The sequence below is a fragment of the Aeromicrobium wangtongii genome (assembly GCF_024584515.1).
Classification (GTDB): domain Bacteria; phylum Actinomycetota; class Actinomycetes; order Propionibacteriales; family Nocardioidaceae; genus Aeromicrobium; species Aeromicrobium wangtongii.
The window spans coordinates 335,872-361,802 of record NZ_CP102173.1 but is presented as its reverse complement, the minus strand read 5'-3'; the positions used below and the strand labels follow the sequence as shown (position 1 = coordinate 361,802).

Annotated in this window: 29 protein-coding genes and 2 tRNA genes; 19 read left to right on the top strand and 12 right to left on the bottom strand. The window is 69.7% G+C overall.

The features are described 5' to 3' along the window. The first annotated feature begins 14 nt into the window (after positions 1–14). The 3 genes from NQV15_RS01850 to gluQRS are packed head-to-tail and all read left to right on the top strand — an operon-like array spanning position 15 to position 2,079. Complete coding sequence (locus NQV15_RS01850) at positions 15–701, top strand: SGNH/GDSL hydrolase family protein (RefSeq protein ID WP_232403342.1); 687 nt, start codon at positions 15–17, stop codon at positions 699–701. Between the two features lie 29 nt (positions 702–730). Beyond that, a complete protein-coding gene (locus NQV15_RS01845) occupies positions 731–1,219 on the top strand; it encodes a GNAT family N-acetyltransferase (protein ID WP_232403340.1) in 489 nt (162 codons plus the stop codon). Next, positions 1,216–2,079 carry a tRNA glutamyl-Q(34) synthetase GluQRS gene (gene gluQRS / locus NQV15_RS01840; protein WP_232403337.1) on the top strand — a complete coding sequence of 288 codons (864 nt, stop codon included), beginning with the start codon at positions 1,216–1,218 and terminating at the stop codon, positions 2,077–2,079. The genes NQV15_RS01845 and gluQRS overlap by 4 nt, the downstream gene beginning before the upstream one ends. A gap of 14 nt (positions 2,080–2,093) precedes the next feature. On the opposite strand, the gene NQV15_RS01835 is transcribed toward gluQRS, so the two are convergent. The 4 genes from NQV15_RS01835 to NQV15_RS01820 are packed head-to-tail and all read right to left on the bottom strand — an operon-like array spanning position 2,094 to position 5,217. Continuing rightward, positions 2,094–3,005 (bottom strand): ABC transporter substrate-binding protein, encoded by a 912-nt coding sequence (locus tag NQV15_RS01835; protein WP_232403335.1) that lies wholly within the window; start codon positions 3,003–3,005, stop codon positions 2,094–2,096. Between the two features lie 21 nt (positions 3,006–3,026). Beyond that, positions 3,027–3,707, bottom strand: coding sequence for an ABC transporter permease (locus tag NQV15_RS01830; protein ID WP_232403333.1), 681 nt, complete (start codon positions 3,705–3,707; stop codon positions 3,027–3,029). Further along, positions 3,704–4,408 carry an ABC transporter permease gene (locus NQV15_RS01825; RefSeq protein ID WP_232403331.1) on the bottom strand — a complete coding sequence of 235 codons (705 nt, stop codon included), beginning with the start codon at positions 4,406–4,408 and terminating at the stop codon, positions 3,704–3,706. The genes NQV15_RS01830 and NQV15_RS01825 overlap by 4 nt, the downstream gene beginning before the upstream one ends. Beyond that, complete coding sequence (locus tag NQV15_RS01820; RefSeq protein ID WP_232403329.1) at positions 4,405–5,217, bottom strand: ABC transporter ATP-binding protein; 813 nt, start codon at positions 5,215–5,217, stop codon at positions 4,405–4,407. Before NQV15_RS01820 ends, NQV15_RS01825 begins: the two co-directional genes overlap by 4 nt. 186 nt (positions 5,218–5,403) lie before the next feature. On the opposite strand from NQV15_RS01820, the gene NQV15_RS01815 reads away from it, so the two are divergent. The 6 genes from NQV15_RS01815 to NQV15_RS01790 all read left to right on the top strand — a co-directional run bounded on the left by NQV15_RS01815 (position 5,404) and on the right by NQV15_RS01790 (position 8,529). Further along, complete coding sequence (locus NQV15_RS01815; protein WP_232403324.1) at positions 5,404–5,568, top strand: hypothetical protein; 165 nt, start codon at positions 5,404–5,406, stop codon at positions 5,566–5,568. 73 nt (positions 5,569–5,641) lie between these two features. Beyond that, positions 5,642–5,718, top strand: a tRNA-Asp gene (locus NQV15_RS01810). Positions 5,719–5,788: 70 nt separating this feature from the next. Further along, on the top strand, positions 5,789–6,391 hold the full coding sequence (locus NQV15_RS01805; protein ID WP_232403323.1) for a malonic semialdehyde reductase: 603 nt from the start codon (positions 5,789–5,791) through the stop codon (positions 6,389–6,391). 56 nt (positions 6,392–6,447) lie between these two features. Further along, positions 6,448–7,788, top strand: coding sequence for a dipeptidase (locus NQV15_RS01800; RefSeq protein ID WP_232403322.1), 1,341 nt, complete (start codon positions 6,448–6,450; stop codon positions 7,786–7,788). A 47-nt stretch (positions 7,789–7,835) separates the two neighbouring features. Further along, a tRNA-Phe gene (locus NQV15_RS01795) sits at positions 7,836–7,909 on the top strand. Between the two features lie 161 nt (positions 7,910–8,070). Beyond that, positions 8,071–8,529, top strand: coding sequence for an MSMEG_6728 family protein (locus NQV15_RS01790; RefSeq protein ID WP_232403316.1), 459 nt, complete (start codon positions 8,071–8,073; stop codon positions 8,527–8,529). A gap of 5 nt (positions 8,530–8,534) precedes the next feature. On the opposite strand, the gene NQV15_RS01785 is transcribed toward NQV15_RS01790, so the two are convergent. Further along, positions 8,535–8,738 carry a DUF6458 family protein gene (locus tag NQV15_RS01785; protein WP_232403314.1) on the bottom strand — a complete coding sequence of 68 codons (204 nt, stop codon included), beginning with the start codon at positions 8,736–8,738 and terminating at the stop codon, positions 8,535–8,537. A gap of 87 nt (positions 8,739–8,825) precedes the next feature. Between NQV15_RS01785 and NQV15_RS01780 the strand changes: the two genes are divergently transcribed. Then, on the top strand, positions 8,826–9,581 hold the full coding sequence (locus NQV15_RS01780; RefSeq protein WP_232403312.1) for an SDR family oxidoreductase: 756 nt from the start codon (positions 8,826–8,828) through the stop codon (positions 9,579–9,581). Here the strand turns inward: NQV15_RS01780 and NQV15_RS01775 are convergent. Further along, positions 9,541–10,452, bottom strand: a complete 912-nt coding sequence (locus NQV15_RS01775) for a sterol desaturase family protein (protein WP_232403480.1) — start codon at positions 10,450–10,452, stop codon at positions 9,541–9,543. The genes NQV15_RS01780 and NQV15_RS01775 overlap by 41 nt on opposite strands. Before the next feature lie 70 nt (positions 10,453–10,522). On the opposite strand from NQV15_RS01775, the gene NQV15_RS01770 reads away from it, so the two are divergent. The 3 genes from NQV15_RS01770 to NQV15_RS01760 all read left to right on the top strand — a co-directional run bounded on the left by NQV15_RS01770 (position 10,523) and on the right by NQV15_RS01760 (position 11,981). Further along, positions 10,523–11,131 (top strand): TetR/AcrR family transcriptional regulator, encoded by a 609-nt coding sequence (locus NQV15_RS01770; protein ID WP_232403309.1) that lies wholly within the window; start codon positions 10,523–10,525, stop codon positions 11,129–11,131. Between the two features lie 104 nt (positions 11,132–11,235). Further along, on the top strand, positions 11,236–11,682 hold the full coding sequence (locus tag NQV15_RS01765; RefSeq protein WP_232403307.1) for a MarR family winged helix-turn-helix transcriptional regulator: 447 nt from the start codon (positions 11,236–11,238) through the stop codon (positions 11,680–11,682). Continuing rightward, positions 11,679–11,981 (top strand): hypothetical protein, encoded by a 303-nt coding sequence (locus NQV15_RS01760; RefSeq protein WP_232403305.1) that lies wholly within the window; start codon positions 11,679–11,681, stop codon positions 11,979–11,981. Before NQV15_RS01765 ends, NQV15_RS01760 begins: the two co-directional genes overlap by 4 nt. Here the strand turns inward: NQV15_RS01760 and NQV15_RS01755 are convergent. Further along, positions 11,937–13,379, bottom strand: coding sequence for an NAD-dependent malic enzyme (locus NQV15_RS01755; RefSeq protein WP_404801315.1), 1,443 nt, complete (start codon positions 13,377–13,379; stop codon positions 11,937–11,939). The two genes, NQV15_RS01760 and NQV15_RS01755, sit on opposite strands and share 45 nt — an antisense overlap. Positions 13,380–13,545: 166 nt before the next feature. Here NQV15_RS01755 and NQV15_RS01750 point away from each other — a divergent pair, with 166 nt between their 5' ends. Further along, the gene (locus NQV15_RS01750) at positions 13,546–14,649 is read left to right on the top strand and encodes a Glu/Leu/Phe/Val dehydrogenase dimerization domain-containing protein (protein WP_232403303.1); all 1,104 of its coding nucleotides are present in this window, start codon (positions 13,546–13,548) and stop codon (positions 14,647–14,649) included. 69 nt (positions 14,650–14,718) lie between these two features. Here the strand turns inward: NQV15_RS01750 and NQV15_RS01745 are convergent, their stop codons facing one another. From NQV15_RS01745 to purF, 3 genes are all read right to left on the bottom strand, one after another. Beyond that, positions 14,719–14,889, bottom strand: a complete 171-nt coding sequence (locus NQV15_RS01745; protein WP_232403302.1) for a DUF3073 domain-containing protein — start codon at positions 14,887–14,889, stop codon at positions 14,719–14,721. 111 nt (positions 14,890–15,000) lie between these two features. Next, positions 15,001–16,056: a phosphoribosylformylglycinamidine cyclo-ligase gene (gene purM / locus NQV15_RS01740; protein WP_232403301.1), complete on the bottom strand. Its 1,056-nt coding sequence runs from the start codon at positions 16,054–16,056 to the stop codon at positions 15,001–15,003. 1 nt (position 16,057) lies between these two features. Further along, positions 16,058–17,548: an amidophosphoribosyltransferase gene (purF, locus tag NQV15_RS01735; protein ID WP_232403300.1), complete on the bottom strand. Its 1,491-nt coding sequence runs from the start codon at positions 17,546–17,548 to the stop codon at positions 16,058–16,060. A gap of 69 nt (positions 17,549–17,617) precedes the next feature. Between purF and NQV15_RS01730 the strand changes: the two genes are divergently transcribed. From NQV15_RS01730 to NQV15_RS01710, 5 genes are all read left to right on the top strand, one after another. Further along, the gene (locus tag NQV15_RS01730) at positions 17,618–18,067 is read left to right on the top strand and encodes an SRPBCC family protein (RefSeq protein WP_232403299.1); all 450 of its coding nucleotides are present in this window, start codon (positions 17,618–17,620) and stop codon (positions 18,065–18,067) included. Between the two features lie 58 nt (positions 18,068–18,125). Next, entirely contained in the window at positions 18,126–19,688 is a 1,563-nt protein-coding gene (locus NQV15_RS01725; protein WP_232403298.1) for a long-chain-fatty-acid--CoA ligase, read from the top strand. A gap of 139 nt (positions 19,689–19,827) precedes the next feature. Then, positions 19,828–21,177, top strand: coding sequence for a glycoside hydrolase domain-containing protein (locus NQV15_RS01720; protein ID WP_232403297.1), 1,350 nt, complete (start codon positions 19,828–19,830; stop codon positions 21,175–21,177). Positions 21,178–21,210: 33 nt separating this feature from the next. After that, a complete protein-coding gene (locus tag NQV15_RS01715) occupies positions 21,211–22,521 on the top strand; it encodes a glycoside hydrolase domain-containing protein (RefSeq protein WP_232403296.1) in 1,311 nt (436 codons plus the stop codon). 6 nt (positions 22,522–22,527) lie between these two features. Further along, positions 22,528–23,250 carry a glycerophosphodiester phosphodiesterase gene (locus NQV15_RS01710; RefSeq protein WP_232403295.1) on the top strand — a complete coding sequence of 241 codons (723 nt, stop codon included), beginning with the start codon at positions 22,528–22,530 and terminating at the stop codon, positions 23,248–23,250. A gap of 4 nt (positions 23,251–23,254) precedes the next feature. On the opposite strand, the gene NQV15_RS01705 is transcribed toward NQV15_RS01710, so the two are convergent. After that, complete coding sequence (locus NQV15_RS01705) at positions 23,255–23,605, bottom strand: sterol carrier family protein (protein WP_232403293.1); 351 nt, start codon at positions 23,603–23,605, stop codon at positions 23,255–23,257. Between the two features lie 2 nt (positions 23,606–23,607). Continuing rightward, positions 23,608–25,914, bottom strand: coding sequence for a phosphoribosylformylglycinamidine synthase subunit PurL (gene purL, locus NQV15_RS01700; RefSeq protein ID WP_232403284.1), 2,307 nt, complete (start codon positions 25,912–25,914; stop codon positions 23,608–23,610). Between the last annotated feature and the right edge of the window lie 17 nt (positions 25,915–25,931).

The window sequence follows — 25,931 nt, the reverse complement described above, 5'->3', positions numbered from 1 at the left end:
GGCACCTCACCACCATGCTCCGCTCCCTTGCCCTGTCGACCGCGGCCGTGATGCTGTCGTCCTTCGCCCTCGCACTGCCCGCTCACGCCGCGGAGCCCGCCGCTCCCGGGGCCGGGCCGCGGATCGCCGTGATCGGCGACTCGATCACCTCGTGGTACCGGGACGAGCCGGGCAGCGTCTCCCAGGGCTGGTGGTCGATGATGGGCCGCGATCTCGGGGCCTCGGTCACGATCCTCGCCGAAGGCGGCTCGGGCATGAACGTGCGCGGCAACAACTGCCACGGCACGACCTTCGGCCAGCGGCTGAAGGAACTGACCCCCGTCGACTTCGTCGTCATCGAGGGCGGCCGCAACGACATGTTCGGCTGCAACAGCCGTGGCCAGAAGACCACCCTCTCGCGGGCGACGCAGAAGAAGGGCATCCGAACCTTCATGACCCGGCTCGCGGCCCGCACCGATGCGCTGGGCATCCCGCGCAGCCACGTGCTGGTCATCTCGCCGTGGGGCAAGTCCGACCGCAAGCACGGCAAGGCGATCCAGGGCTACATGCGGCTGTTCTCCAACCGCAAGCACAACGGCTTCACGTACGTCCAGACCTGGACGCTGCCCAACCACATGACGATGGACACCAAGCACCCCAACCGCGCGGGCAGTGCCTACCTGTCGACCGTCGTCCAGAGGACCATCCGCTCGCTGTCGTGACGACCGGCGTCTCGTGGGACGCTGGTCCGGTGACCGTCACCCGCGCCGAGCTGAGCGACATCGACCAGGCCGCCGGACTGTTCGCCGACTACCGCGAGTTCTACGGCGCGCCCCACGACGTGCCGGCCGCCGCGACGTTCCTGGCCGCTCGGCTGGACCGCGACGAGTCGATCGTCCTGCTGGCGCGCGACGGAGAGCGCGCGATCGGGTTCGCGCAGGTGTATCCGTCGTTCTCGTCGACGCGCCTGGCCCCGATCTGGGTGCTGAACGACCTGTTCGTCGCCGAGCACGCCCGCGGGTCGGGCGCCGCCGACGAGCTGCTGGACTCCGTCCTGCGCCTCGCCGGCGAGGCGGGTGCGATCTCGGTCGAGCTCAGCACGGCCCACTCCAACACCCGCGCCCAAGCGGTCTACGAGCGCCACGGCTACCAGCTGGACCGGACGTACCGCTCGTACTCCAAGCCCACCGAGCCGGTGCTCCCCGTCCGTGATGGCCACGCCCGAGGTCTCGACACGTGAGCTCGGGCCGGTTCGCGCCGTCCCCCTCCGGCGACCTGCACATCGGCAACCTGCGCACCGCCCTGCTCGCCTGGCTGTGCGCGCGTCGCACGGGGCGGGACTTCGTCATCCGGGTCGAGGACCTCGACCGGGTGCGCGAGGGAGCGGAGGCCCGCCAGCTCGCGGACCTGGCCGCGATCGGGCTGGACTGGGACGGCCCCGTCGTCCGGCAGTCCGAGCGCGCCCGGTTCTACGACGCGGCGCTCGCCTCGCTGGCCGGGCGCGGCCTGGTCTTCGAGTGCTTCTGCACCCGCCGCGAGATCCTCGAGGCGCCATCGGCCCCCCACGCGCCACCCGGCTCGTACCCGGGGACGTGCCGCGACCTGACCGAGGCAGAGCGGGAGGCGCGGCGCCAGGACCGTCCCGCTGCGCTGCGGCTGCGCTCGGACGTGGCCACGTTCACGGTCCAGGACGCCCTGCACGGCACGTACGAGGGTGTGGTGGACGACTTCGTGCTGCGCCGCGGTGACGGCGCCGTGGCGTACAACCTGGCCGTCGTCGTCGACGACGCCCAGCAGGGCATCGACCAGGTGGTGCGCGGCGACGACCTGCTGAGCTCGGCCCCTCGCCAGGCGTACCTGGCGTCGTTGCTGGGTTCCACCCCACCGTCCTACGTCCACGTGCCCCTCGCGCTGAACACCGAGGGCAAGCGGCTGGCCAAACGCGACGGCGCAGTGACCCTGGCCGAGCTGGGCCCGCAGACGTTCGGGCTCATCGTGGCATCCCTGGGCATGCACGGCAGCAGCCCTCGCGAGCTGCTGGAGACCTTCGAGATCGAGCAGATCCCCCGCGATCCCTGGATCTTCGTCCCCCCGGCCTGAGCGAACGCTGGGCGCTAGATGAGGCCCTTGTCGGTCAGCCACTGCTTGGCCAGCACGTCCGGGGCGGTCTTGTCATCGCCCTGGTTCTTGCTGTTGAGGTCGAGCAGGTCCTCGGTCGTCAGGGCCGCGGACACCTTGTCCAGGATGTCCTCGACCTTGTCGCTGGACTTCTTGTCGTTGATCAGCGGGATGACGTTCTGGGCGGCGATGAGGTTCTTCGGGTCCTCCAGCGTCACCAGCTTCTCCGCCAGGATCGACGGGGTCGTGGAGTAGATGTCCGCGACCTGGATGTCGTCGTCGAGCAGCGACTTGAGCGTCTTGGGCCCACCGCCGTCGCTGATCGGGACGAACTGGACGTCGGTGATCCCGTAGACCGACTTCAGGCCGGGGATGCCGTACTTGCGCTCCTTGAACTCGGGGTTCGCGCCCAGCTTGAAGCTGCCGACGTTCTTGAGGTCGCCGATGGTCTTGAGGTTGTTCTTGGCGGCGTACTCGGGGGTGACGTTGAGCGAGTCCTTGTCCTCGGCCGGGGCCGGGTCCAGCACCTCCAACGTGTCGGGCAGGACGTCCTCGAGGGCGTCGTCGACCTGCTCGGGCGAGGTCGCGGTCGCGTCCTTGTCGAAGTAGGCCAGCAGGTTGCCGGTGTACTCGGGGATCAGGTCGATCTCGCCCTTCTCCAGCGCGGGGATGTAGACCTCGCGGGCACCGATGTTGAGCTTCTTCTTGACCTTGACGCCCTGGGCCTCGAGCGCCTGGGCGTAGATCTCGGCGATGATCTCGTTCTCGGGGAAGGCGGCCGAACCGACCGTGATGGTGTCACTGGCGGACTTCTTGGAGTCATCGGACGTGGGATCGCCGCCGCAGGCGGACAGCGCGAGGCCGAGCGAGGCGGCCGCGAGTCCCGCGGTGAGCTTGGTGATGGACATGGATCTCTCCTTGGGGTGGGGTCAGGCTGCGGTACGGACCGTGACGGGACGGTTGCGAAGTGCCAACCGCTGGAGCAGGACGAAGATTCCGTCGAGGGCGAGGGCGAGGGCGATCACCACGATCGATCCGGCCACGACCTGGGGATAGTCGTTCGTCGCGAGACCGTCGATGAGATAGCGGCCCAGGCCGCCCGGACCGGGGATGTAGGCGGCGACGGTCGCCGTCGCGACGACCTGCAGGGTCGCGGACCGCAGGCCACCGATGATGATCGGCAGCCCCAGGGGGATCTCGGCCTTGGTGAGGATCTGCAGCTCGGTCATGCCCATCGCCCGGGCCGCGTCGATCGTCCGGCGGTCGACCGACTCCAGCCCCGAGTACGCGCCGGCCAGCAGCGGCGGGATGGCCAGCAGCACGAGGGTGAAGATCGCCGCCTTGATGCCGATGCCGGTGAACAGCGAGGCGTAGGTCAGCACGCCGAGCGTCGGCAACGCCCGCAACGCTCCCGAGCTCACCACGGCCAGGCCGCGCAGCCGCCCGGTGTGCCCGATCCACAGGCCGATGGGGATCGCGATGGCTGCGGCGATCGCGACGGTCAGGCAGGTGTAGCCCAGGTGCTGCACGAGGCGGTGCGGCACTCCGTCGTCACCCGACCAGTGCGCCGAGTCGGCCAACCAGTCGATCGTGTCTGAGACGACACTCATGTGCGGGCACCTCGCAGGCGCTGGACGAACGACACCGATGGGGAGGCCGGGTGCCGCGACCGCGTGCGCGCGCCGCGGTTCCAGGGCAGCAGGATCCGACCGGCCAGGACGATCAGCGCGTCCAGCAGCAGGGCGATGGCGACGATCGCGACGACACCGGTCAGGATCTCGGCGTCGTTGTCGGTGCGGTAGCCCTCGGTGAACAGCGAGCCGAGGTTGTTGACGCCGATCAGCGCGCCGACGCTGACCAGGCTCACGGTGCTGACGGCCACGACCCGCAGTCCGGCCAGCAGGACGGGACCGGCCAGTGGCAGCTCCACCAGGAAGGCGCGTCCGGCGGGCGCGAAACCCGCCGCCGTCGCCGCGTCGAGGACGGCGGGCGACACGGACTCGAAGGCGTCCGTGGCCGATCGCACCATGATGGCCACGGCGTAGACCGTCAGCGCGACGACGACGTTCAGCGGCGACAGGAAGCCCGTTCCGATGATGCCGGGCAGGATCAGGAAGAACGCGAGCGACGGGATCGTGTAGAGCACGCCGGCGATCGACAACAGCAAACCCTTCGCCCGCGGGTGCCGGCTGGCGAACCAGCCGATCGGCAGCGCGATCGCGAACCCGAGCACGATCGGCACGATGCTGAGCCACAGGTGGCTGAGCAGCAGGTCGCCGATCTTGTCGGTGTTGTCCTGGACCCACCTCATGGCTCGAGGACCCCTGCGGGCTTGCCGAGGGCGTCGACGACGATGCGGGCCCCGTCCCGTTCCTGCACGTGCAGCCGGCGGTGCCCCTTGTCGAGGCCCACGAAGCTGCGGACGAAGTCATCGGCCGGCGAGGCCAGGATGTCGGCGGGTGCACCCGCCTGCGCGACCTCGCCGCCCTTCTTCAAGATGACGACCTGGTCGCCGAGCAGGAAGGCCTCGTCGATGTCGTGGGTGACGAACACGATCGTCTTGTCCAGCTCGCGCTGCAGGCGCAGCAGCTCGCTCTGCAGCTCCTCGCGCACGATCGGGTCGACGGCACCGAAGGGCTCGTCCATCAGCAGGATGTTGGGATCGGTCACCAGCGCACGCGCCACCCCGACGCGTTGCTGCTGGCCGCCGGACAGCTGGGCGGGGTACTTGGTCGCGAGTGACGCGTCCAGCCCGACGGTCTCCATCACCGCGTACGAGCGCTCGCGCGCCTGCTTGCGGTCGACGCCGTTGAGCCGCAGGACGGTCGCGACGTTGTCGATGACCTTGCGGTGCGGCAGCAGCCCCGACTCCTGCATGACGTAGCCGATGCGACGGCGCAGCTGCACCTTGTTGCGGGTCGCGATGTCGACGTCGTCGATCAGCACCTGGCCCGTCGTCGGGTCGACCATGCGGTTGACCATGCGCAGCAGCGTCGTCTTGCCGCAGCCGGACGATCCGACCAGGACGGTCGTGCTGCGGGACGGCATCACCAGGCTGAAGTCGCCGACGGCCTGCGTCCCGTCGTCGAACGTCTTGCCGATGGCGCGGTACTCGATCATGCGGTCCTCCGCGCTCGACGCAGGGACGTCGGGGCATCAGTGGGGCGAACGGGCTGTCCCCATCCTCCCGTCATCCCACGCCTGCGGCAACGCAGACAGCGCCGCCGGGTTGCTGCCTCATGTCGAGATGCGCCCGGCATGCGGGCAACTATCGTGGGAACGATCCCCACCCGAGAGGTCTCAGACATGAAGTGGATCGTCGTCATCGCCACCGCCCTCGTGCTGGTCGGCGCCATGCTCTCCCTGCGAACAGCGCGTGGGCCGCGCGCCGGGGACGGCCTCGAACGCGAGCACCGGCTGTACGACTCGACGTCGCGCCGGCGCCCTCCGACAGCAGGCGATGAGCCGTAGGGACCCCCCCTGCTTTGGTCCTCGAAAGGGGTGTGCGTTAGAGTTGCGTCCGCGGTTAGCCGCGAAAAAACATGGCCCCGTGGCGCAGTTGGTTAGCGCGCCGCCCTGTCACGGCGGAGGTCGCCGGTTCGAGTCCGGTCGGGGTCGCCATGTGAGAAAGCCCACGACTCCCTTCGGGGAGCGTGGGATTTTTCTTTTCCCCTCGAAGGTTGAACGGGGTATGAGTTCTGAAACCTTCCCCTTGCCCGATGAGACCCTCGACGTGCTGTTCCGCGAGGCCCGTTCGGCCAACTCCTTCAGCGACGAGCCGGTCAAGATCGACCAGGTCCGCGAGATCTTCGAGCTGGTCAAGTACGGCCCGACGATGATGAACATCCAGCCGATGCGCCTCCTGCTGATCGAGCAGGGCGCCGGCCGCGAGCGCCTCCTGCCGCTGATGGCCGAGGGCAACCGCGCCAAGACCGAGAGCGCCCCTGTGGTCGCCGTGGTGGCAGCCGACGTCGACTTCCACACCTCGATGGCCGCACACTTCCCGCACAACCCGACCGCGGGCGACATGTTCGCCGGCGACGCAGACAGCCGCGCCCAGATCGCGCGCTACAACACCGCGCTGCAGACCGGTTTCTTCATCGTCGGCATCCGTGCCGCCGGACTGGCCGCCGGCCCGATGGGCGGCTTCGACGCCGCGGGCATCGACCAGGAGTTCTTTGCCGGCACCTCGTGGCGCACCCAGCTGGTCATCAACATCGGCCACCCGGGCGAGAACGCTTGGTTCGACCGCCTGCCGCGCATCTCGGCCGATGACGCGATCATGACGGCCTGACCCTGACCCACCGCTGCCACGCGGCCCACCACGGGGCCGCGTGGCACGCTGGACGTATGGCCGACATCACCTCCCGCGTCCACGACGTCCTCCCCTCGGTGCTCGACGATCTCGAGCACCTCGTCCGCATCCCGTCGATCTGGGCCCAGCCCGAGCACCACGACGACGTCCACCGCTCCGCAGCCGAGGTCGAACGGCTGCTCCGCGAAGCCGGATTCGCCCGTACGCAGATCGTGGAGGCGGGCGGCGCCCCCGCGGTCATCGCACACCACCCCGCACCGCCCGGAGCGCCCACGGTGCTGCTGTACGCCCACCACGACGTCCAGCCCACCGGCGACCCGGCGCTGTGGACCTCTCCCCCGTTCGAGCCCACCCGTCGCGGTGACCGGCTCTACGCCCGCGGCGCCGCGGACGACAAGGCCGGCGTGGCCGCACACCTGGCCGCTTTCCGGGCGCACGACGGCAACCCGCCGGTCGGCGTGACCGTCTTCGTCGAGGGCGAGGAGGAGTCGGGGTCTCCCAGCCTGGTCGCCCTGCTGGAGCAGTACCGGGACGAGCTGACCGCCGATGCGATCGTCATCGCCGACTCCGCCAACTGGTCCGTGGGCGTCCCCGCACTGACCGTCTCGCTGCGCGGGCTGGCCGACTGCGTGGTCACTGTCGAGACGCTGGGCCACGCCGTGCACTCGGGCATCTGGGGCGGCGTCGTCCCGGACGCGCTGACCACGATGTGCCGGCTGCTGGCGACCCTTCACGACGAGGACGGCGCGGTGGCGGTCGAGGGCCTGCACCACGGCACGGCGTCCGACCTGGAGTACCCCGAGGACCGGTTCCGCGCGGAGTCGTCGGTGCTGCCGGGCGTCGAGCAGATCGGCCGCGGCTCGATCGTGCAACGGCTGTGGGCCGAGCCGGCCGTCAGCGTCGTCGGCCTGGACGCGACGCCCGTCGCGACGGCGTCCAACACATTGGCTCCCAGTGCCCGCGCCATGATCAGCATGCGCGTGGCCCCCGGCGGCGACGCGACGGCGCACCTCGACGCGCTGGAGGCCCACCTGCTGCGGCACGCGCCCTTCGGTGCCCGGGTGACGGTCGAGCGCGGCGAGGTGGGTGAGCCGTTCACGGTCGAGGCCGACGGGCCCGCCTACGATGCGGCCAGGTCGGCGTTCCGCGATGCATGGGGCGGCACCGAGCCGGTCGACATGGGCATGGGCGGCTCGATCCCGTTCATCGCCGAGTTCGCCCGGATCTTCCCCGACGCGGCGGTGCTGGTCACCGGCGTCGAGGATCCCGACACCCGGGCCCACGGCATCGACGAGGGCCTGCACGTCGGAGAGTTCGCCAAGGTGTGCGTCGCCGAGGCCCTGCTGCTGCAGCGGTTGGCGGACACGGTTCGTTGACCACGAAGGGGGTGCGATATGGTGGTCGTCGCTCGTTCGCGAGCGGTGGCCAGGTAGCTCAGTTGGTACGAGCATCCGCCTGAAAAGCGGAGGGTCGCCGGTTCGACCCCGGCCCTGGCCACAGCAAAGACGAAAGCCCCGCACCCTGTGCGGGGCTTTCGTCTTTCGACCGCGACCCGCGAGGTGGACGAGAGAATCGGGTCTTGTCCGCACCATTGCAGACGGGACCAGATTTTCCCGTCCCGCCGCTTTCGGCCGCGCGCCTCGGGGTACCGCCCCACGGTGCAGACCTTCCTCCCGTTCCCGGACTTCGCCGCCACGGCAGCGGTCCTCGACCGGGCCCGGCTGGGCAAGCAGCGGGTGGAGACCATCCAGGTCGTGCGGGCGATCACGGTGCCCGACTACGGGTGGCGGCACCATCCGGCGGCGCTGATGTGGCGCGGGCGCCTCGAGGCGCTGGGGGCGTACGGCCTGGCCATCGTCGACGAGTGGCTCAGGCGGGGTCATGCCGACACGTGCGGGGCGACGATCGCGGCCGATGTCGGGCTGGCCGGGGTACCGCTCATCCGGTCACAGGCCGAGCTGGAGGTCGCCGGTGAGCTGCCGTCGTGGCTGGGCGACGAGGACGTCCACCGCAGCCACCAGTCGGCGCTGGTGCGCAAGGACCCCGAGCACTACGCGCACCTGTTCCCAGGCGTCCCGGACGACCTGCCATATGTGTGGCCGCCCGGGGACGCCTGAGCGGGTCAGCGCGGCGGCAGGTCGTCCCGGCGGCGCAGGGCCGCATTGCGCTGCCCCTGCGCAACGAAGGACAAGACGATGCCGAGGACACCGGCCGCCATCAGGATGTACCCGACGACGGTCAGGTCGATCTCGTTGAAGTTGTCACGGACCGCGAACGACAAGATCGCTCCGAGCGCGATGAGCGCGATCGATCCACCGAAGTACATGGGTGATCCCTTTCGTAGGTGTGGTCCGACCGTAGTGGTCGACAGGCAGTCCCGCACGTTCTCGGGCTGGGTCCCTAGGCTGGCGGCATGGACCTCGGCCTGGCAGATCGCGTGTACATCCTCACCGGCGCCTCGGGCGGGCTCGGCCTGGCCACCGCCGAGCAGCTGGTCGCGGAAGGCGCGCGGGTCGTCATCTCCTCGCGCAGGCAGGAGTCGGTCGACCGGGCGGTGGCTGCACTCGGCGCCGGTGCCGCTGGGATCGCGCTCGACAATGCGGACGCGTCCGCGCCCGGCCGGCTCATCGCGACGGCGCAGGAGCGCTTCGGGCGCCTCGACGGCGCACTGATCAGCGTGGGCGGTCCACCGGCGGGCCCGATCCTGGGCCGCACCGAGGAGGAGTGGCGCGACTCCTTCGACACGGTGTTCCTCGGGGCCATCCGGCTGGCGACCGCCGTCGCGGAGCGGCTCACCGAGGGCGGCTCGATCGCCTTCGTGCTCTCGACGTCCGTGAAGGCGCCGATCCCCGGCCTCGGCATCTCCAACGGGCTGCGTCCGGGCCTGGCGATGGCGGCGAAGAACCTCGCCGACGAGCTCGGGCCACGTGGTGTCCGGGTCAACGGCCTGCTGCCCGGGCGGGTGGCCACCGACCGGGTCCGGTCGCTCGATGCCGCGACCGGGGACCCGGAGGCGGCCCGTGACGCGTCCGAACAGACGATCCCGCTGCGTCGGTACGGCCGTCCCGAGGAGTTCGGCAGGGCCGCGGCGTTCCTGCTCTCCCCCGCCGCCGGCTACCTGACCGGCGTCATGCTGCCCGTCGACGGCGGAGCGACGCGCGCGCTGTGAGCTGCGGCTGGTGGGCCTCGGTGCGCGTCTGCCCCGGGTGCCAGCCCGGCGGCATGACGACGTAGCCGATCTTGTCGCGCCACCGGTCGGCCGACCGCACGTCTCGCAGCAGCGCGGCGAACGGGCCGTACTGCAGCTTCAGCAGGTTGTAGGTGTTCACGGGCACCGTGAGGCCGTAGGTGGGTCGGTGCAGCTCCTGCTGGAAGGTGCCGAACATGCGGTCCCAGACGATGAAGATGCCCGCATAGTTCTTGTCGAGGTACTCCGGGTCGCTGCCGTGGTGGACGCGGTGGTGCGACGGGGTGTTGAAGATCAGCTCGATGGGACGCCACATCGTGCCGATGCGCTCGGTGTGCTGGAAGAACTGGAAGATCAGGTTGAAGCCGAACGCGATGTAGATCATCCACGGCTCGAAGCCGAGCAGCGGGAACGGCGCCCAGAAGATCGCCTCGGCCCACGGGTTCCACTTCTGGCGCAGGGCCGTCGAGAAGTTGAAGTACTCGCTCGAGTGGTGGGCCTGGTGCGCCGCCCACCCGATCCGGACCCGGTGCACGAAGCGGTGCTGCAGGTAGAACGACAGGTCCAGCCCGACGATCAGCAGCGCCCACGACCACCAGGTGTCGTCCGGGAGGTGCCACGGCGCGACGTAGACGCTCAGGGCGACGAACACGACCAGGGTCGACACCTTCAGGACCGCACTGGACGCCAGCGAGCCGATGCCCATCAGCAGACTGGTGCGGGCGTCCTTCTTCTCGTAGCCCCGCATGTCGCTGTCGGACTCGAGGAACTTGAACGCGGCGATCTCGATCAGGAGCGTCAGGACGAAGAACGGCGCCGCCGCGAGCGTCGGGTTCTTCAGTGGGTCGAGCATCTCCACGGGGCCTCCATATGACTCGCGGGTAAATTAGCACGCAATTCCCTGTCACGACTAGACTTCGCGCATGCCCCGACCCAATGCCGGTACCAAGGGCGTCCCCCGGATCGCCCGCGAGGCGCAGATCCTCGACATCGCGTCCGAGCACTTCGGCACCCATGGGTTCGCGGCCACCTCGCTGGCGGCCATCGCGGACGCAGCCGGCATCTCCAAGCCGCTGATCTACAACTACTTCGGCTCCAAGGACGGGCTGTACCAGGCCTGCCTCGAGCGCAGCGGCACGCTGGTCGCCGCCGAGATCGAGCGGATCGCCGGTGGCGACGCCGTGGGCGTCGAGCGCGGGCTGCAGACCCTGGGCGGGATGTTCTCGCTGCTGGAGGACCGGCGCCACCTGTGGCGGCTGTTCTTCGACACCACCGCGCCCTCGTCGGGCCCCATCGCCGAGTCGGCGGCCATGCACGCCGACCGCATCGGCCGGGTCGCGGCCGAGGGCGTCGGCGAGCTCATGGGGCTGGCCGGCAACGACGACCCGCTGGATGCCTCGGCGATGACCTCGGTGTGGTTGGGGATCGTCGACTCCCTGGTCAGCTGGTGGGTGGACCACCCCGACCAGTCGGCCGAGCAGATGACGCAGCGGTGCCGCCGCCTGGTCACCGCCCTGTTCAGCGCCCCCTGACCGCTGGGCCTGACGTTTTGACGCGACACGCCGGGCGTGTCGCGTCAAAACGTCAGGGCCAGCGTCACATTGGTTGGTGCACCAATGATTGGTACACTGGACAGGTGACCGATCGCAATCCGCTGGCCCTCGAGGAACAGGTCTGCTTCGCCCTCGCCGTGGCCGCTCGAGAGGTCGTCGGGGCGTATCGCAGCGTCCTGGAGCCCTTGGGCCTGACCCATCCCCAGTACCTCGTGATGCTCGCCCTGTGGCAGCACGAGGAGCCGTCGGTCAAGGAGCTCAGCTCCCTGCTGCACCTCGATCCCGGCACGTTGTCCCCGCTGCTGAAGCGACTCGAGAGCGCCGGGCTGCTGACCCGCCGCCGCTCGACCAGCGACGAGCGCGTCCTCGCGGTCAGCGTCACCGATGCCGGGCGCGCGCTGCGCGAGCAGGCGATGGGCGTCCCCGCCACGATGCTGCAGCGCCTGGGCATGACCGAGGCCGACCTGACCGCCACCAACGACGTGCTGCACCGGATCATCGGCGCCGCACAGGAGAGCGTGACCCCATGAGCACCCAGAGCCGGTCCACCGCCGAACAGCTCGTCGCCCTGCGCCGCGTGCAGCGCCGCGTCGCCGCCATCGCCTTCTTCGCCATCGCGATCCACGGCGTCATCGGACTGGTCGTGGTGGCCGAGGTGGTCAAGGGCCAGGGGCGGACGTCCGATGCCGTGCTCCTGCTGGCGATGTCGGCGGTGTTCGGCGTCGTGACCTACGTCGTGACCCGGCTGATCCTGGGAGCCCGGGTGATGTCGCCGTGGCTCGCCCTAGCCTTCGTGCCGACCGTCGTCGGCATCTTCTGGGTGTTCTGACGCATCGGCCTTCTCCGCGGCCGCTCGCACCGCTGCCGCGACGCGGACGTGTACGTCGTGGTGGAACACGCTCGGGATGATGTAGTTGGCGTTGAGCTCCTCGCGCGACACCGAGCCGGCGATGGCCTCCGCTGCCGCGAGCAGCACCTCGGTGCCGATGCCGTGGCTCTGCGCATCGAGCAGCCCGCGGAAGATGCCCGGAAAGGCCAGCACGTTGTTGATCTGGTTGGGGTAGTCCGAGCGGCCGGTCGCGACGACCGCGGCGTGCCGGCGGGCGATCGCCGGGTCGATCTCCGGCACCGGGTTGGCCAGCGCGAACACGATCGCGCCATCAGCCATCGCCTCGACGTCCTCGGCGCCCAGCAGGTTCGGCGCGCTGACGCCGATGAACACGTCGGCGCCCGGCAGCACCTCCTGGAGGGTGCCGGTGAGCCCCTCGATGTTGGTGTGGTCCGCCGTCCACTGCAGGGACGGGTCCAGCCCCTCACGGGCCGAGTACACGACACCCTGCACATCACACACCACGACGTCGACGGCACCGGCGTGGAGCAGGACCTTCAGCACCGCGGTGCCGGCCGCCCCGGCCCCCGCCATCACGATGCGCGCCTTCGACAGCTCCTTGCCGACGACGGCCAGCGCATTGCGCAGCGCCGCCAGGACCACGACCGCGGTGCCGTGCTGGTCGTCGTGGAACACCGGTATGTCGAGCCGCTCGCGCAGCCGGGCCTCGATCTCGAAGCAGCGCGGCGCCGAGATGTCCTCGAGGTTGATGCCGGCGAATCCCGGCGCGACCGCCACGACCGTCTCGACGATCTGGTCCACGTCCTGGGTGTCGAGGACCAAGGGCCACGCGTCGATGTCACCGAAGTTCTTGAACAGTGCCGCCTTGCCCTCCATGACCGGCAGCGCCGCGTACGGGCCGATGTTGCCCAGCCCCAGGACCGCCGATCCGTCACTGACCACCGCGACGCTGTTGCGCTTTACGGTCAGGCGCCGGGCGTCCTCCTTGTCCGCCACGATCGCCTCACAGATCCGGGCGACGCCCGGCGTGTAGATCATCGAGAGATCGTCGCGGTTGCGCAGCGGGTGCTTGGTCGCCGTCTCGATGACCCCACCCAGGTGCATCAGGAACGTCCGGTCGGAGACCTTGATGACCGACACGTCCTCGACCGCCGCGAGCGCCGTCACGATGACATCGGCGTGATCGGTGTCGGACGCCGCGCACGTGAGGTCGATGCGCAGCGCATCGGCGCCCGATGCGGCGACGTCCAGGGCCGTCACGACCCCGCCGGCCCGCTCGACGGTCGTGGTGAGATCGCTGACGGCCGACCCGCCCGACGGGACCTCGAGCCGGATCGTGATCGAGTAGGAGATGCTGGGCGCCGGCGGAGTCTTCACCCTTCCCATCATGCACCCGTGCATCGCGGCCGCATCCGCCCACGAACCTGCGCTCGCCGGCGGCGCCGACGCTAGTAGAGTCGATCGTGAGTCACATCACCCCGTGGCTCAATCGTTGCGGTGACCCACCATCGTTGCCGCGCCACCCACCACAGAGAGCACTACCGTGACCGATCCCAGCACTCCCCCCGCGTCGTCCACCCCGTCCGCCTTCGGCAGCCACCACGAGCAGGTCGTCTTCTGCCACGACGAGGCCAGCGGGCTCAAGGCGATCATCGCGATCTACTCGACCGCCCTCGGTCCGGCGCTGGGAGGCACCCGCTTCTACCCCTACGCGACCGAGGCGGAGGCGCTCACCGACGTCCTGAACCTGTCGCAGGGCATGGCGTACAAGAACGCCTTGGCCGGACTGGATCTCGGCGGCGGCAAGGCGGTCATCATCGGCGACCCGGGCAAGCTCAAGGGCGAGGCCCTGCTGCGGGCCTACGGACGCTTCGTCCAGACGCTCAACGGGCGCTACTTCACCGCCTGCGACGTCGGCACGTTCTCGGCCGACATGGACGTCATCGCGCGCGAGTGCGACTTCGTGGTCGGACGCACGGTCGAGCACGGCGGCGCCGGCGACTCATCAGTGCTGACCGCCTTCGGCGTCTACCAGGGCATGCGCGCCTCGGCACAGCACGTGTGGGGCGACGCCTCGCTGGCCGGCAAGCGGGTCGGCGTGGCAGGCGTCGGCAAGGTCGGCAAGCACCTCGTGGACCACCTGATGGCCGAGGAGGCGCACGTCGTCATCACCGATCCGTACGAGCCGGCCGTCTCGGCACTGCTGGCCACCCACCCGGGCGTCGTGTCCGTCGCGGACACCGACACCTTGATCCGCGAGCCGCTGGACATCTACGCGCCCTGCGCGTTGGGCGGCGCGCTGAACGACGAGTCGGTCGAGGCGATGACCGCGCAGATCGTCTGCGGCGCGGCCAACAACCAGCTGGCGCACGACGGCATCGAGAAGCGGCTGGAGGAGCGCGGCATCACGTACGCACCCGACTACTGCGTCAACGCCGGCGGCGTCATCCAGGTCGCCGACGAGCTCGAGGGCTTCGACTTCGACCGCGCGAAGGCACGGGCGGCCAAGATCTACGACACGACTTTGAGCGTGCTGGCGCGCGCCAAGGCCGAGGGTGTGCCGCCGTCGATCGCTGCCGATCGGGTCGCCGAGCAGCGGATCCGCGAGATCGGCCGCCTGCGCCAGGTCTACCTGCCGAAGGGCTGAGCCCACGGCTCGCAGCACGCCGCAGATGACGGGCATCCCGCCGGGATGCCCGTCATCTCGCTGACAGCGTCAGCTGGCGGCTGGGTCTTCTCGAGCGAGGTCGAGGTACTGCTCCGGAATCGGATCGCCCGATTCACCGTGGAGCTCTCGCTGCAGGGTGTTGAAGTCTGTGTCCGGAGTCCGGTACTTCAAGTCGCGCGCAACTTTGGTCTGTTTGGCTTTCGCACGGCCGCGGCCCATAAGGCTCGACCCCCTCGCAGAGAAATAGTCAGTATGTCGTGATGCCAACCCTACCCAAGGAAGCCAAGAAGTTCGTCATCGACCCCCCACAGTGTGCGGATTGTCGCACTGTCAGCGGTGTGAGCCGGTCAGGGTGACGGTTCCGCCGGCGCCGTGGACGCCGGCCTCCTGCACGTCGCCGGCGATCCACGCGTCCACTCCGCGGTCGGCCAGCAGGGCCAGGGCTGCGTCCGCAGCATCCGGCGCGACGAGGGCGACCATGCCGACGCCCATGTTGAGCGCGAGGTCCAGATCGGCCTGCGCGACCCCGCCCAGCTCGCCGACCAGACCGAACACGGGCTGGGGCGTCCAGGTGGACCGGTCGATGCGTACCGACACCGTCGGCGGCAGCACGCGGGCCAGGTTGGCCGCGAGTCCACCTCCGGTGATGTGCGACATCGCGTGGACCTCGACCTCGCGGGTCAGCGCCAGGCACGGCAGCGTGTAGAGCCTGGTCGGTGTCAAGAGTTGCTCACCGAGCGTCGTGCCGAACTCGGGCACGTGACGATCGAGCTCCCAGCCGGCCTTCTCGAAGAAGACGTGGCGCACCAGCGAGTAGCCATTGGAGTGCAGACCGCTGGAGGCCATCGCGATGACCACGTCGCCGGGACGCACCAGCTCGGCACCGATCAGCCGGTCGGCCTCGACGACGCCGGTCGTGGAGCCGGCGATGTCGTACTCGTCGACGCCCAGCAGCCCGGGATGCTCGGCGGTCTCGCCACCGAGCAGGGCGGTGCCCGACTCGGCGCATGCCTGGGCGATGCCCTTGACGATGTCGGCGATGCGCTCGGGCACGACCTTGCCGCACGCGATGTAGTCGGTCATGAACAACGGCTCCGCGCCACAGACCACGAGATCGTCGACCAGCATGCCGACCAGGTCGAAGCCGATCGTGTCGTGCTTGTCCATGCGCTGGGCGATCTGCACCTTGGTGCCGACGCCGTCGGCCGATGTGGCCAGATAGGGCTTGCGGTAGTTCTTGAGCGCCGAGGCGTCGAAGAGGCCGGCGAAGCCGCCGATGCCGCCGACGACCTCGGGGCGGCGGGCCTTGTCGACCCATTCCTTCATGAGCTCGACCGCGCGGTCGCCCTCTTCGATCGAGACACCGGCGCTTGCATAGGACGTCATGTCACAGAACCTCGAGAGGCAGCGTTTCCTGAATTTCCATCAGGTGCTTGCCGATCAGGTCGTCCTCGGGGAGGGCGACGGGGTAGATGCCGTCGAAGCACGCACGGCACAGGTTGTCCTTGGGCAGGTTGGTGGCCTCGACCAGCTGGTCGAGGGTCACGTACGCCAGCGAGTCCGCGCCGATCGAGCGGCAGATCTCGTCGACCGAGATGCCGTTGGCGATCAGCTCGGCTCGCGAGGCGAAGTCGATGCCGTAGAAGCACGGCCACTTGACCGGCGGCGAAGAGATGCGCACATGCACCTCGGCGGCGCCGAACTCACGCAGCATCCGCACCAGCGCACGCTGGGTGTTGCCGCGCACGATCGAGTCGTCGACGACCACCAGCCGCTTGCCGGCGATGACATCGCGCAACGGGTTGAGCTTGAGCCGGATGCCGAGCTGGCGCAGGGTCTGCGAGGGCTGGATGAACGTCCGCCCGACATAGGAGTTCTTGACCAGGCCGTGCCCGAATGGGATGCCGGACTCCTCGGCGTAGCCGATCGCGGCGGGGGTGCCCGACTCCGGCACCGGGATCACCAGATCGGCCTCGACCGGGAACTCGCGGGCGAGCCGGCGGCCGATCTCCGCGCGCACCGAGAACACCCGCTGATCGGCGATCGTGGTGTCGGGGCGCGCGAGGTAGACGTACTCGAAGATGCAGCCCTTGGGCTCGGCCTTGGCGAACCGCTCGGTGCGCAGACCGTGGGCGTCGATCGCGATGAACTCGCCCGGCTCGATCTCGCGGATGTACGAGGCGCCGACGATGTCCAGGGCTGCGGTCTCGCTGGCCACGACCCAGCCGCGCTCCAGCCGGCCGAGCACCAGCGGACGGATGCCCTGGGGGTCGCGGGCCGCGTACAGGGTGCCCTCGTCCATGAAGACCAGCGAGAAGGCACCGCGCAGCAGCGGCAGCACCTCGAGCGCAGCCTCCTCGACCGAGCGGTCCGGATAGGACGACAGCAGCGTCGCCATGACCGAGGTGTCAGAGGTGGCGGTCTCACCCTTGCCGAGCTGGGTGCCGGCCTCGGCATCGCGCTGCTGAAGCAGGGTGACCAGCTCGGCGGTGTTGGTCAGGTTGCCGTTGTGGCCCAGGGCGACCGAGCCGGAGGCGGTGGGCCGGAAGGTGGGCTGGGCGTTGTGCCAGACGCTGGAGCCGGTCGTGGAGTACCGGGCGTGCCCGATCGCGATCTCGCCCTTGAGCGAGTCGAGCGTCGCCTCGTCGAAGACCTGGGACACCAGCCCCATGTCCTTGTAGACCAGGATCTGCCGGCCGTTGCTGACCGCGATGCCGGCCGACTCCTGGCCGCGGTGCTGCAATGCGTACAGACCGAAGTAGGTCAGCTTGGCGACTTCCTCGCCGGGCGCCCAGACGCCGAAGACGCCACAGGCATCCTGGGGTCCGGCGTCCTGGGGGTCGATGTCGTGGGTGAGGCGTCCATCTCCGCGGGGCACGTGCTCAAGTGTAGGGGCGGCCGTGTCGCTCGACCCAATCTTGGGTGCCATCTCCCCTAGGGTGGGTCGATGACTTCCGACGCCATCACGGTCCAGCGCACCATCAAGGCCGCGCCCGCCCAGATCTTCGCCCTGCTCGCGGATGCCGCCAAGCACAGCCAGTTCGACGGCTCCGGCTCCGTCCGCGGCACGCGGCAGGACTCCCAGCCGCTGAGCCTGGGCACGACCTTCGGGATGTCGATGCACATGGGCATCCCGTACTCGACGTCCAACACGGTGGTCGAGTTCGAGCCGGATCGCCGGATCGCCTGGAAGACCACCGGGCTCAAGGGCCTCATCGGCGGACGCGTGTGGCGGTACGAGCTCGAGCCGACCACCGACGGAACGATCGTCCGCGAGACGTGGGACCTCTCGCAGGACAAGCAGGGCTTCCTGCTCAAGCGCAGCAAGATGGCCGGCAAGACCAAGAACGACATGAACAAGACCCTCGACCGCATCGCGCAGACGCTGGAGGGCTGACGCGGACACTCCACCCCGCTACTGTGACGTGACCCACATCACAGTATCTGGAGCCGCCATGAGCACCACGCCCGCCGCCACGTTCCTGCCCGACTTCCTGGCCGCTCGCGCCGCGGAACGCCCCGATGACCTGTGCTGGGTCTTCGGTGAGCGGCGGTGGACGTGGTCGCAGGCCTGGGAGTCGGTCCGTCATGCGGCCGGGGCGCTGCAGGCCGAGGGCGTCCACCGGGGCGACCGGGTCGCCTTCCTGGACAAGAACAACCCCGCGATCCTGCAGGTCCTGCTCGGCGGCTCCCTGCTGGGCGTCGCGACGACCGTGGTGAACTGGCGCCTCGCCGGCGATGAGCTCGACTACGTCATCAACGACTGCGGCGCGCGGGTCCTGTTCGTCGGGCACCACCTGGCGGACCAGCTCGAGCTGGTGCGCGACCGGCTGGAGCACGTCGAGCGGATCGTCGTGGTCGGTGGCGAGCACGACGAGTACGACGCCTGGCTGGCTGCCGGCCCCGCCACCGACCGCCAGGACGATGTCTCGCCGGAGGACGTGTGCGTCGTGATGTACAGCTCCGGGACGACCGGACGGCCCAAGGGCGTCCAGCTGACCCAGCACGCCATGATCGAGCACAGCCTCAACGGCTCGGGCGACACGACCTACACCGATGGCGACATGATGCTGGTGGCGATGCCGATGTTCCACGTCGGCGGAGCGTCGTACGCCCTGCTCGGTCCGGCGCTCGGCGTGCCGGCCTACATCGTCAGCGAGGTCGACGCGACGCTCATGGCCGGCGGCATCATGGCCGGCTGCACCCACGCCTTCCTGGTGCCGGCGGTCATCGCGGCGCTCGTGGCGGCCGGCCCACAGGCCATGGCGCTGTTCGGACGCCTCAAGGCAGTCGGCTACGGCGCGGCGCCGATGCCCCCACCGGTCCTGCGCGCCGCGCTGGAGGCGTGGCCGGACACCGAGTTCCAGCAGGTCTACGGGATGACCGAGTTCGGCGGCGTCATCACGGTGCTCGACGACGCCGCGCACCGCGACCCCGATCATCCTGAACGACTCGTCTCGGCGGGGCTTCCCGTGCCCAAGGCCGAGATGCGCATCGTGGACCCCACGACGCTGCGAGACGTCCCCACCGGGGCATCGGGCGAGGTGTGGTTCCGCACCCCGCAGGCCACGATCGGCTATCTCGGCCGACCGGACGCCACCGCGGAGCTCATCACCGAGGACGGCTGGGTCCGGACCGGCGACCTGGGACGCGTCGACGAGGACGGCTTCTTGTTCATCGAGGACCGCCTCAAGGACATGATCATCACCGGTGGCGAGAACGTCTACTCCCCCGAGGTGGAGCGGGTGCTGGCCGAGCACCCCGCGGTGGCCGAGATCGCGATCATCGGCGTGCCCGACGACCGCTGGGGCGAGACGGTCAAGGCGGTCGTGGCCTTCAAGCCCGACCAGTCGGCCTCCGCCGCCGAGCTGATCGCCTTCGCCCGCGAGCGCCTCGCCGGCTTCAAGGTTCCCGCCTCGATCGACGTCGTCGAGGCGCTGCCACGCAATCCGTCGGGCAAGATCCTCAAGCGTGAGCTCCGCAAGCCGTACTGGGGGGACAGCGCCCGGCAGGTCTGAGCAGACAGGACGCGACCCCGATCATCCAGGGGAGGGACCGGGGCCGCGCTGGATCGAGCCTAGCCACAACCGCCCAGATTGTCTTCCCTGACCCCATGCGGCCGTGACACACATCTCGCCACGACGTACCCTCGGGCCCATGCGTCTGCCTGTCCTTCCCCACGTGCGGTCTTCTGCCCGCCGGTCCTCCACCCGGCTGCTCGTCGCCGGTCTGTTCACCGGTCTCGCCGCGTCCGTCCTGCTCGCCATGCCTGCCCAGGCGGCGACGCCCCAGGCCCCCGGTGACTTCACGGGTCACGGCTTCGACACGTGCGTCGCGCCGAACCAGTCCACGATGGACACCTGGAACCTGACCTCGCCGTTCAGCGCGATCGGCATCTACGTCTCGGGCAGCTCGCGCTACTGCGGCGACAAGTACCAGACCAACCTGAGCCGGACGTGGGTCCAGCGCAATGCCAACAACGGCTGGCGGTTCATGCCGATCCATGTCGGACGCCAGTCGCCGTGCTTCAAGAACAACCCGGCCAGCCGGGTCCAGAAGAAGAAGATGTCCTCCAGCGTCGCGACGGCCCGCACCCAGGCCGTGGCCGAGGCGCAGGAGACCATCGCCGCCCTGCGCAAGTACGGCTTCGGCGCCGGCAGCGTCTCCTACCTCGACATCGAGTGGTACGCCCGGACGGCCGCCTGCGACACCATCGTCCTGGAGTTCATCGACGCCTGGACCGAGCACCTGCACGCACAGGGTTACCTGTCGGGTCTGTACTCCAGCGGCTCGGCCGCCATCAAGCTCGTCGACGAGGCCCGCCTCGCCGGACGGCCCGGTTTCACGCTGCCCGATCACATGTGGAACGCCTGGGTCAACAAGAAGGCCGACACCAAGGGCGGGCCGTACCTGTCCGACAGCGGCTGGACCAATCACCAGCGCATCCACCAGTACCACAACGACATCAACGTCAAGCACGGCGGAAAGACGCTGACCATCGACAAGAACTTCCTGGACGTGGGCCGGGGCTCGGTCGCGGTCAGGCAGTCCAAGCCGTGCGGCCACACCCGCTCGTTCACCAGCTACCCGACGCTCAAGGTCGGCGCGAAGCGGCGCGAGGTCACGGCGCTGGAGTGCCTGCTCAAGAACCAGGGCTACCTCAAGACGGTCGACACCAAGTACGGCACCGGCACCGCCAAGGCGGTCAAGAAGTTCCGCCGCGCCAAGGGCCTGGGCACCTCCGGCACCACGAACCGCGCGACGTGGACGGCCCTGCTCGCCCGCGGGACGAATCCCCGTGTGCTCAAGCAGGGATCGGTGGGTCAGTCGGTCTGGCGCCTGCAGCGTGCGCTGACCGCGGCCGGGCTCAAGCCGGGCTTCAGCGGCGTCTACGACGCCAAGACGGTCAAGGCCGTCCAGGCCTACCGCAAGGCTCGCAAGCTCAGCGGGTACACGACGACCGACAAGACGGTGTGGGCGCAGCTGCAGCGGGGCCGGACGGCCTGACAAACCCCTGCCGGACGACGTAGCCTCGAGGTCATGCCTTCTCGGACCTCTCGGCTCACGCTCGTCGGACTGGGGATCGGGCTCATCGCCTCGGTCCTGATGTCCTCACCCGCGCAGGCCGCGAGGCCATCGGCCCCGGGCAGCTTCACGGGTCACGGCTTCGACACCTGCGTCGCACCCGACCAGGCCACGATGGACGCCTGGAACCTCACATCCCCGTTCAGCGCCGTCGGCATCTACATCTCGGGCATCTCTCGGTTCTGCGGCGACGACAAGCAGCCCAACCTGAGCCCGCAGTGGGTCGCCCAGAACGCCCGCAACGGCTGGCGCTTCCTGCCCATCCACGTCGGCCGCCAGGCTCCCTGCTTCGCGAACAACCCCAAGAGCTCGGTGCAGAAGCCGAAGATGTCCAACAGCGCCAAGACCGCGCGCCAGCAGGCGCGGACCGAGGCCCGGGAGACCATCGCCGCCCTCAAGAGGTACGGATTCGGCAAGCGCAGCGTGTCGTACCTGGACATCGAGTGGTACTCGCGCACCGCGAAGTGCGACCGCATCGTGCTGGAGTTCGTCGACGCCTGGACGCGGTACCTGCACGGCAAGGGCTACAAGTCGGGGCTCTACTCCAGCGGCTCCGCCGCGATCCAGGCCGTCGACCAGGCCCGCCGGTCCGGGCGGAAGGGATTCCGGGCGCCTGACCAGATGTGGATCGCGTGGGGCAACGGCAAGGCCGACACCAAGGGTGGGCCGTACCTGTCCAACAGCGGCTGGAAGAAGCAGCGCATCCACCAGTACCAGCTCGACACGACCGTCGCCTACGGCGGGGCGTCCGTGCTGATCGACAAGAACTACCTCGACGTCGGCAAGGGCTCTCGTCCCGGCAAGACGCCCACGCTGTGCGGCGTCAAGCAGACCTTCACCCGGTACGCGACGCTCAAGATCGGGTCGAAGGGGCCGCAGGTCAAGACCCTGGAGTGCCTGCTGCGCCGCCGCGGGGTCCTGTCCTCGGTCGACCAGCACTACGGCATCGGCACAGCCCGGGCCGTCGATGCCTTCCGCGCCTCGCTCGGCTGGGGGCCCACGGGCACGGCGACGCGGGCCACGTGGACGGCCCTGCTGTCGGGCGGACGCAACCCGCGCGTGCTCAAGCAGGGTTCGGTCGGCCCGTCGGTGTGGCGCCTGCAGCGTTCCCTGGTGGCGGCGGGTGCGAGGCCTCGGCTGACCGGCGTCTACGACTCGTCGACGGTCAAGGCCGTCCAGGCCTACCGCCGGTCCCGCGGCCTGCCGGGCTACACGACCACCGAGGCCAGCGTCTGGGCCGAGCTCCAGCGCGGGCAGACCGCCTAGACGCACGTGGTCCTGATCTCGGCCCACCGCGGTGGCGCGGCAGACGATCATTCCTCGCAGAACACGCTGGCCGCCTTCGAGCAGGCGATCGCGATGGGCTGCGACTACGTCGAGTTCGACGTCCGCCTCACCGCCGACGGTGTGCCGGTCGTCTTCCACGACGACGAGCTGTCCGACGGGACGGCCCGCTCGATCGCGGGGCACCGCCACGACCAGCTCACCGAGACGGCGCTCGTGACGCTCGACGAGGTGCTGACCCTGATCCGCGGACGGATCAAGGCCCATGTCGACCTCAAGGTGCGCCACCGGGCGCTGGACCTGGTGCAGCACGTCGTGGCGACGCTCGGCGCCGACGACGTCATCATCACGACGGCGGAGGACTCCACGGTCCGCCGCATCGTGGCGTGGTCGCGCGAGAACGCGCCCGGGCTCCTGGTGGGGCTGTCATCGAGTCCCCGCTCATGGGACGGCCGGCCGTGGCGTCGCCGGCTCGTCCGCCTCGAGGCCGCGTTTCCGCGCACACGCATCCGGCTCAGCCACGCCAACCTGGTGGTCTCCCACAAGGCTCTGGCCCGGTGGTCGTTGCGCAGCTACGCCCGACGACGCGGTCTCCCGCTGCTGGTGTGGACCGTCGACCGCCCTGCCGAGCTCGATCGGTGGATGAACGATGCGTCCGTGTGGATGGTGACCACGAACTACCCGGAGCGGGCCCTCGCAGCGGTGCGGTGACCCGTCAGGCCACGTCCAGCGGCAGCAGCGGTGACAGGTCCGACCGCTCCCCCGACGCCCTGACCTTCGCATCCGCCCACTGCAGCCGCCCGCGTCCCAGGGCGATCCACGTCGCGGCGTCCATCTCGACGACCGCCGGTGGCGTGCCCCGGGTGTGCCGGGCGCCGGCGATGACCTGGACAGCAGCGAACGGGGGGATGCGCACCTCGACGCTCGCCCCCGGCGCCTTCTGCACCAGCAGGGCCGCCAGGTGCTTGGTGGCCGCCTTCAGATCGGCCCGCGTCGGCTCCCCTGCGTCGAGGCGGGCGCAGATCTGCGCGAACTCCTCGTGCGTCAGGGGCGTGTAGCGCGCCATGGCTAGGCCAGCTGCGCGCCGAGCACTGCCGGCAGGGTCGCCTGCCAGGCGGCCTTGAGCTCGGCGACCGGGATGCTGAGCTGGCCGGCGACCTCGATCGTGTCGCCGCCCGTGCGACCGACCGATGCGAGGTCCACCCCGTGCTTCTCGGCCAGCGACACGAGCGCCTCGTGGCGGTCCTCCGCGACGACGACCATGGCACGCGCGGACGACTCGCTGAACAGCTCGACGAACGGATCGTCGAGATCGACCGTGACGCCGACCCCGTGACGGAAGGACGCCTCGGCCAGCGCGACGGCCAGTCCGCCGTCGGACAGGTCGTGGGCCGACTCGACGACGCCCGTGGCGGCCGCCTCGATCATCAGGCTGGCCAGCGCGCGCTCGGCCTCCAGGTCGACGACGGGCGGCATGCCACCCAGGTGCGAGTGGACGACATCGGCCCACGTCGACCCGGAGAGCTCCTCGCGGGTCTCGCCGAGCACCAGCACATGGCTGCCGTCGGTCGTGAAGCCCTGCTTGACGCGCCGGCGGACATCGTCGATGACCCCCAGCACGCCGACGACGGGCGTCGGCAGGATCGGTGTCTCGCCGGTCTGGTTGTAGAACGACACGTTGCCGCCGGTGACCGGGATGCCCAGCACCTCGCAGGCGTCCTTGAGCCCGTGGGTGGCCTGCTCGAACTGCCACATGACGTCGGGGTTCTCCGGCGAGCCGAAGTTGAGGCAGTCGGTCACGGCCAGCGGCAGCGCGCCGGTCACGGCCACGTTGCGGTACGACTCGGCCAGGGCCAGCTGGGCACCCGTGTAGGGGTCGAGCTTGGCGAAGCGGCCGTTGCAGTCGGTCGAGACCGCGACACCCAGGTTCGTGTCGGCGTCGATGCGGATGACGCCGGCGTCCTCGGGCTGCGCCAGGACCGTGTTGCCCTGCACGTAGCGGTCGTACTGGTCGGTGACCCACGACTTGTCGGCCATGTTGGGCGACGAGACCACCGCGACCAGCTGATCGCGCAGCTCGTCGCCGGTGGCGGGACGTGCCAGCTGCTCGGCGGCATCGGCCTGCAGGGCGTCCTGCCAGGACGGACGCGCATAGGGACGGTCGTACGTCGGTCCGTCGTGGGCGACCGAGCGCGGCGGCACGTCGACAACCGTCTCGCCGTGCCAGTCGATGACCAGGTGCTCGCCGTCGGTGACCTCGCCGACCACGACCGCCTCGACGTCCCACTTGTCGCAGATCGCCATGAAGGCGTCGAGGTGCTGCGGCTCGACGACGGCCATCATGCGCTCCTGCGACTCGCTCATGAGGATCTCCTCGGGCGAGAGCGTCGAGTCGCGCAGCGGCACGGTGTCCAGCTCGACGTGCATGCCGCCGCTGCCGGCCGAGGCGAGCTCGCTGGTCGCGCACGACAGTCCGGCGCCGCCGAGATCCTGGATGCCGTTGACGACCTGGGCGGCGAACAGCTCGAGCGTGCACTCGATCAGGAGCTTCTCCATGAACGGGTCACCGACCTGCACGGCCGGACGCTTCGACGGACCCCCGGTTGTTGAGCCTGTCGAAGCATCGAAGGTCTCGGACGCGAGCACGGACACGCCGCCGATGCCGTCGCCGCCCGTGCGGGCGCCGTACAGGACGACCTTGTTGCCCACGCCGGACGCGAACGCCAGGTGGAGGTCCTCGTGCCGCAGGACGCCGACGCACAGGGCGTTGACGAGGGGGTTGCCGAGGTAGGTCTCGTCGAAGACGACCTCACCGCCGATGTTCGGCAGGCCCAGGCAGTTGCCGTAGCCACCGACACCGGCCACGATGCCGGGCATGACGCGCTTGGTGTCGTCGGCGTCGAGCGGTCCGAAGCGCAGCGGGTCCATGACCGCGACCGGGCGCGCACCCATCGCCAGGATGTCGCGCACGATGCCGCCGACGCCGGTCGCGGCACCCTGGTAGGGCTCGACGTACGACGGGTGGTTGTGCGACTCGACCTTGAACGTCACGGCGTAGCCCTGACCGATGTCGATGACACCGGCGTTCTCACCGATGCCGGCCAGCGTCCGGCCCAGCGGGGTCTCCTGCGGGAGGTCGCCGAACTTCTTGAGGTGCACCTTGGAGGACTTGTAGGAGCAGTGCTCGCTCCACATCACCGAGTACATCGCCAGCTCGGCGCCGGTCGGGCGCCGGCCGAGGATCTCCCGGATGCGGTCGTACTCATCGGCCTTGAGACCCAGCTCAGCCCACGGCTGTGACTGATCAGGGGTCGTGGCGGCGAGGGCCACCGTGTCGAGGCCGTGCAGGACGGTGCGCGAGGCTGCTTCAGTCACGCGCCCGATCCTATCGG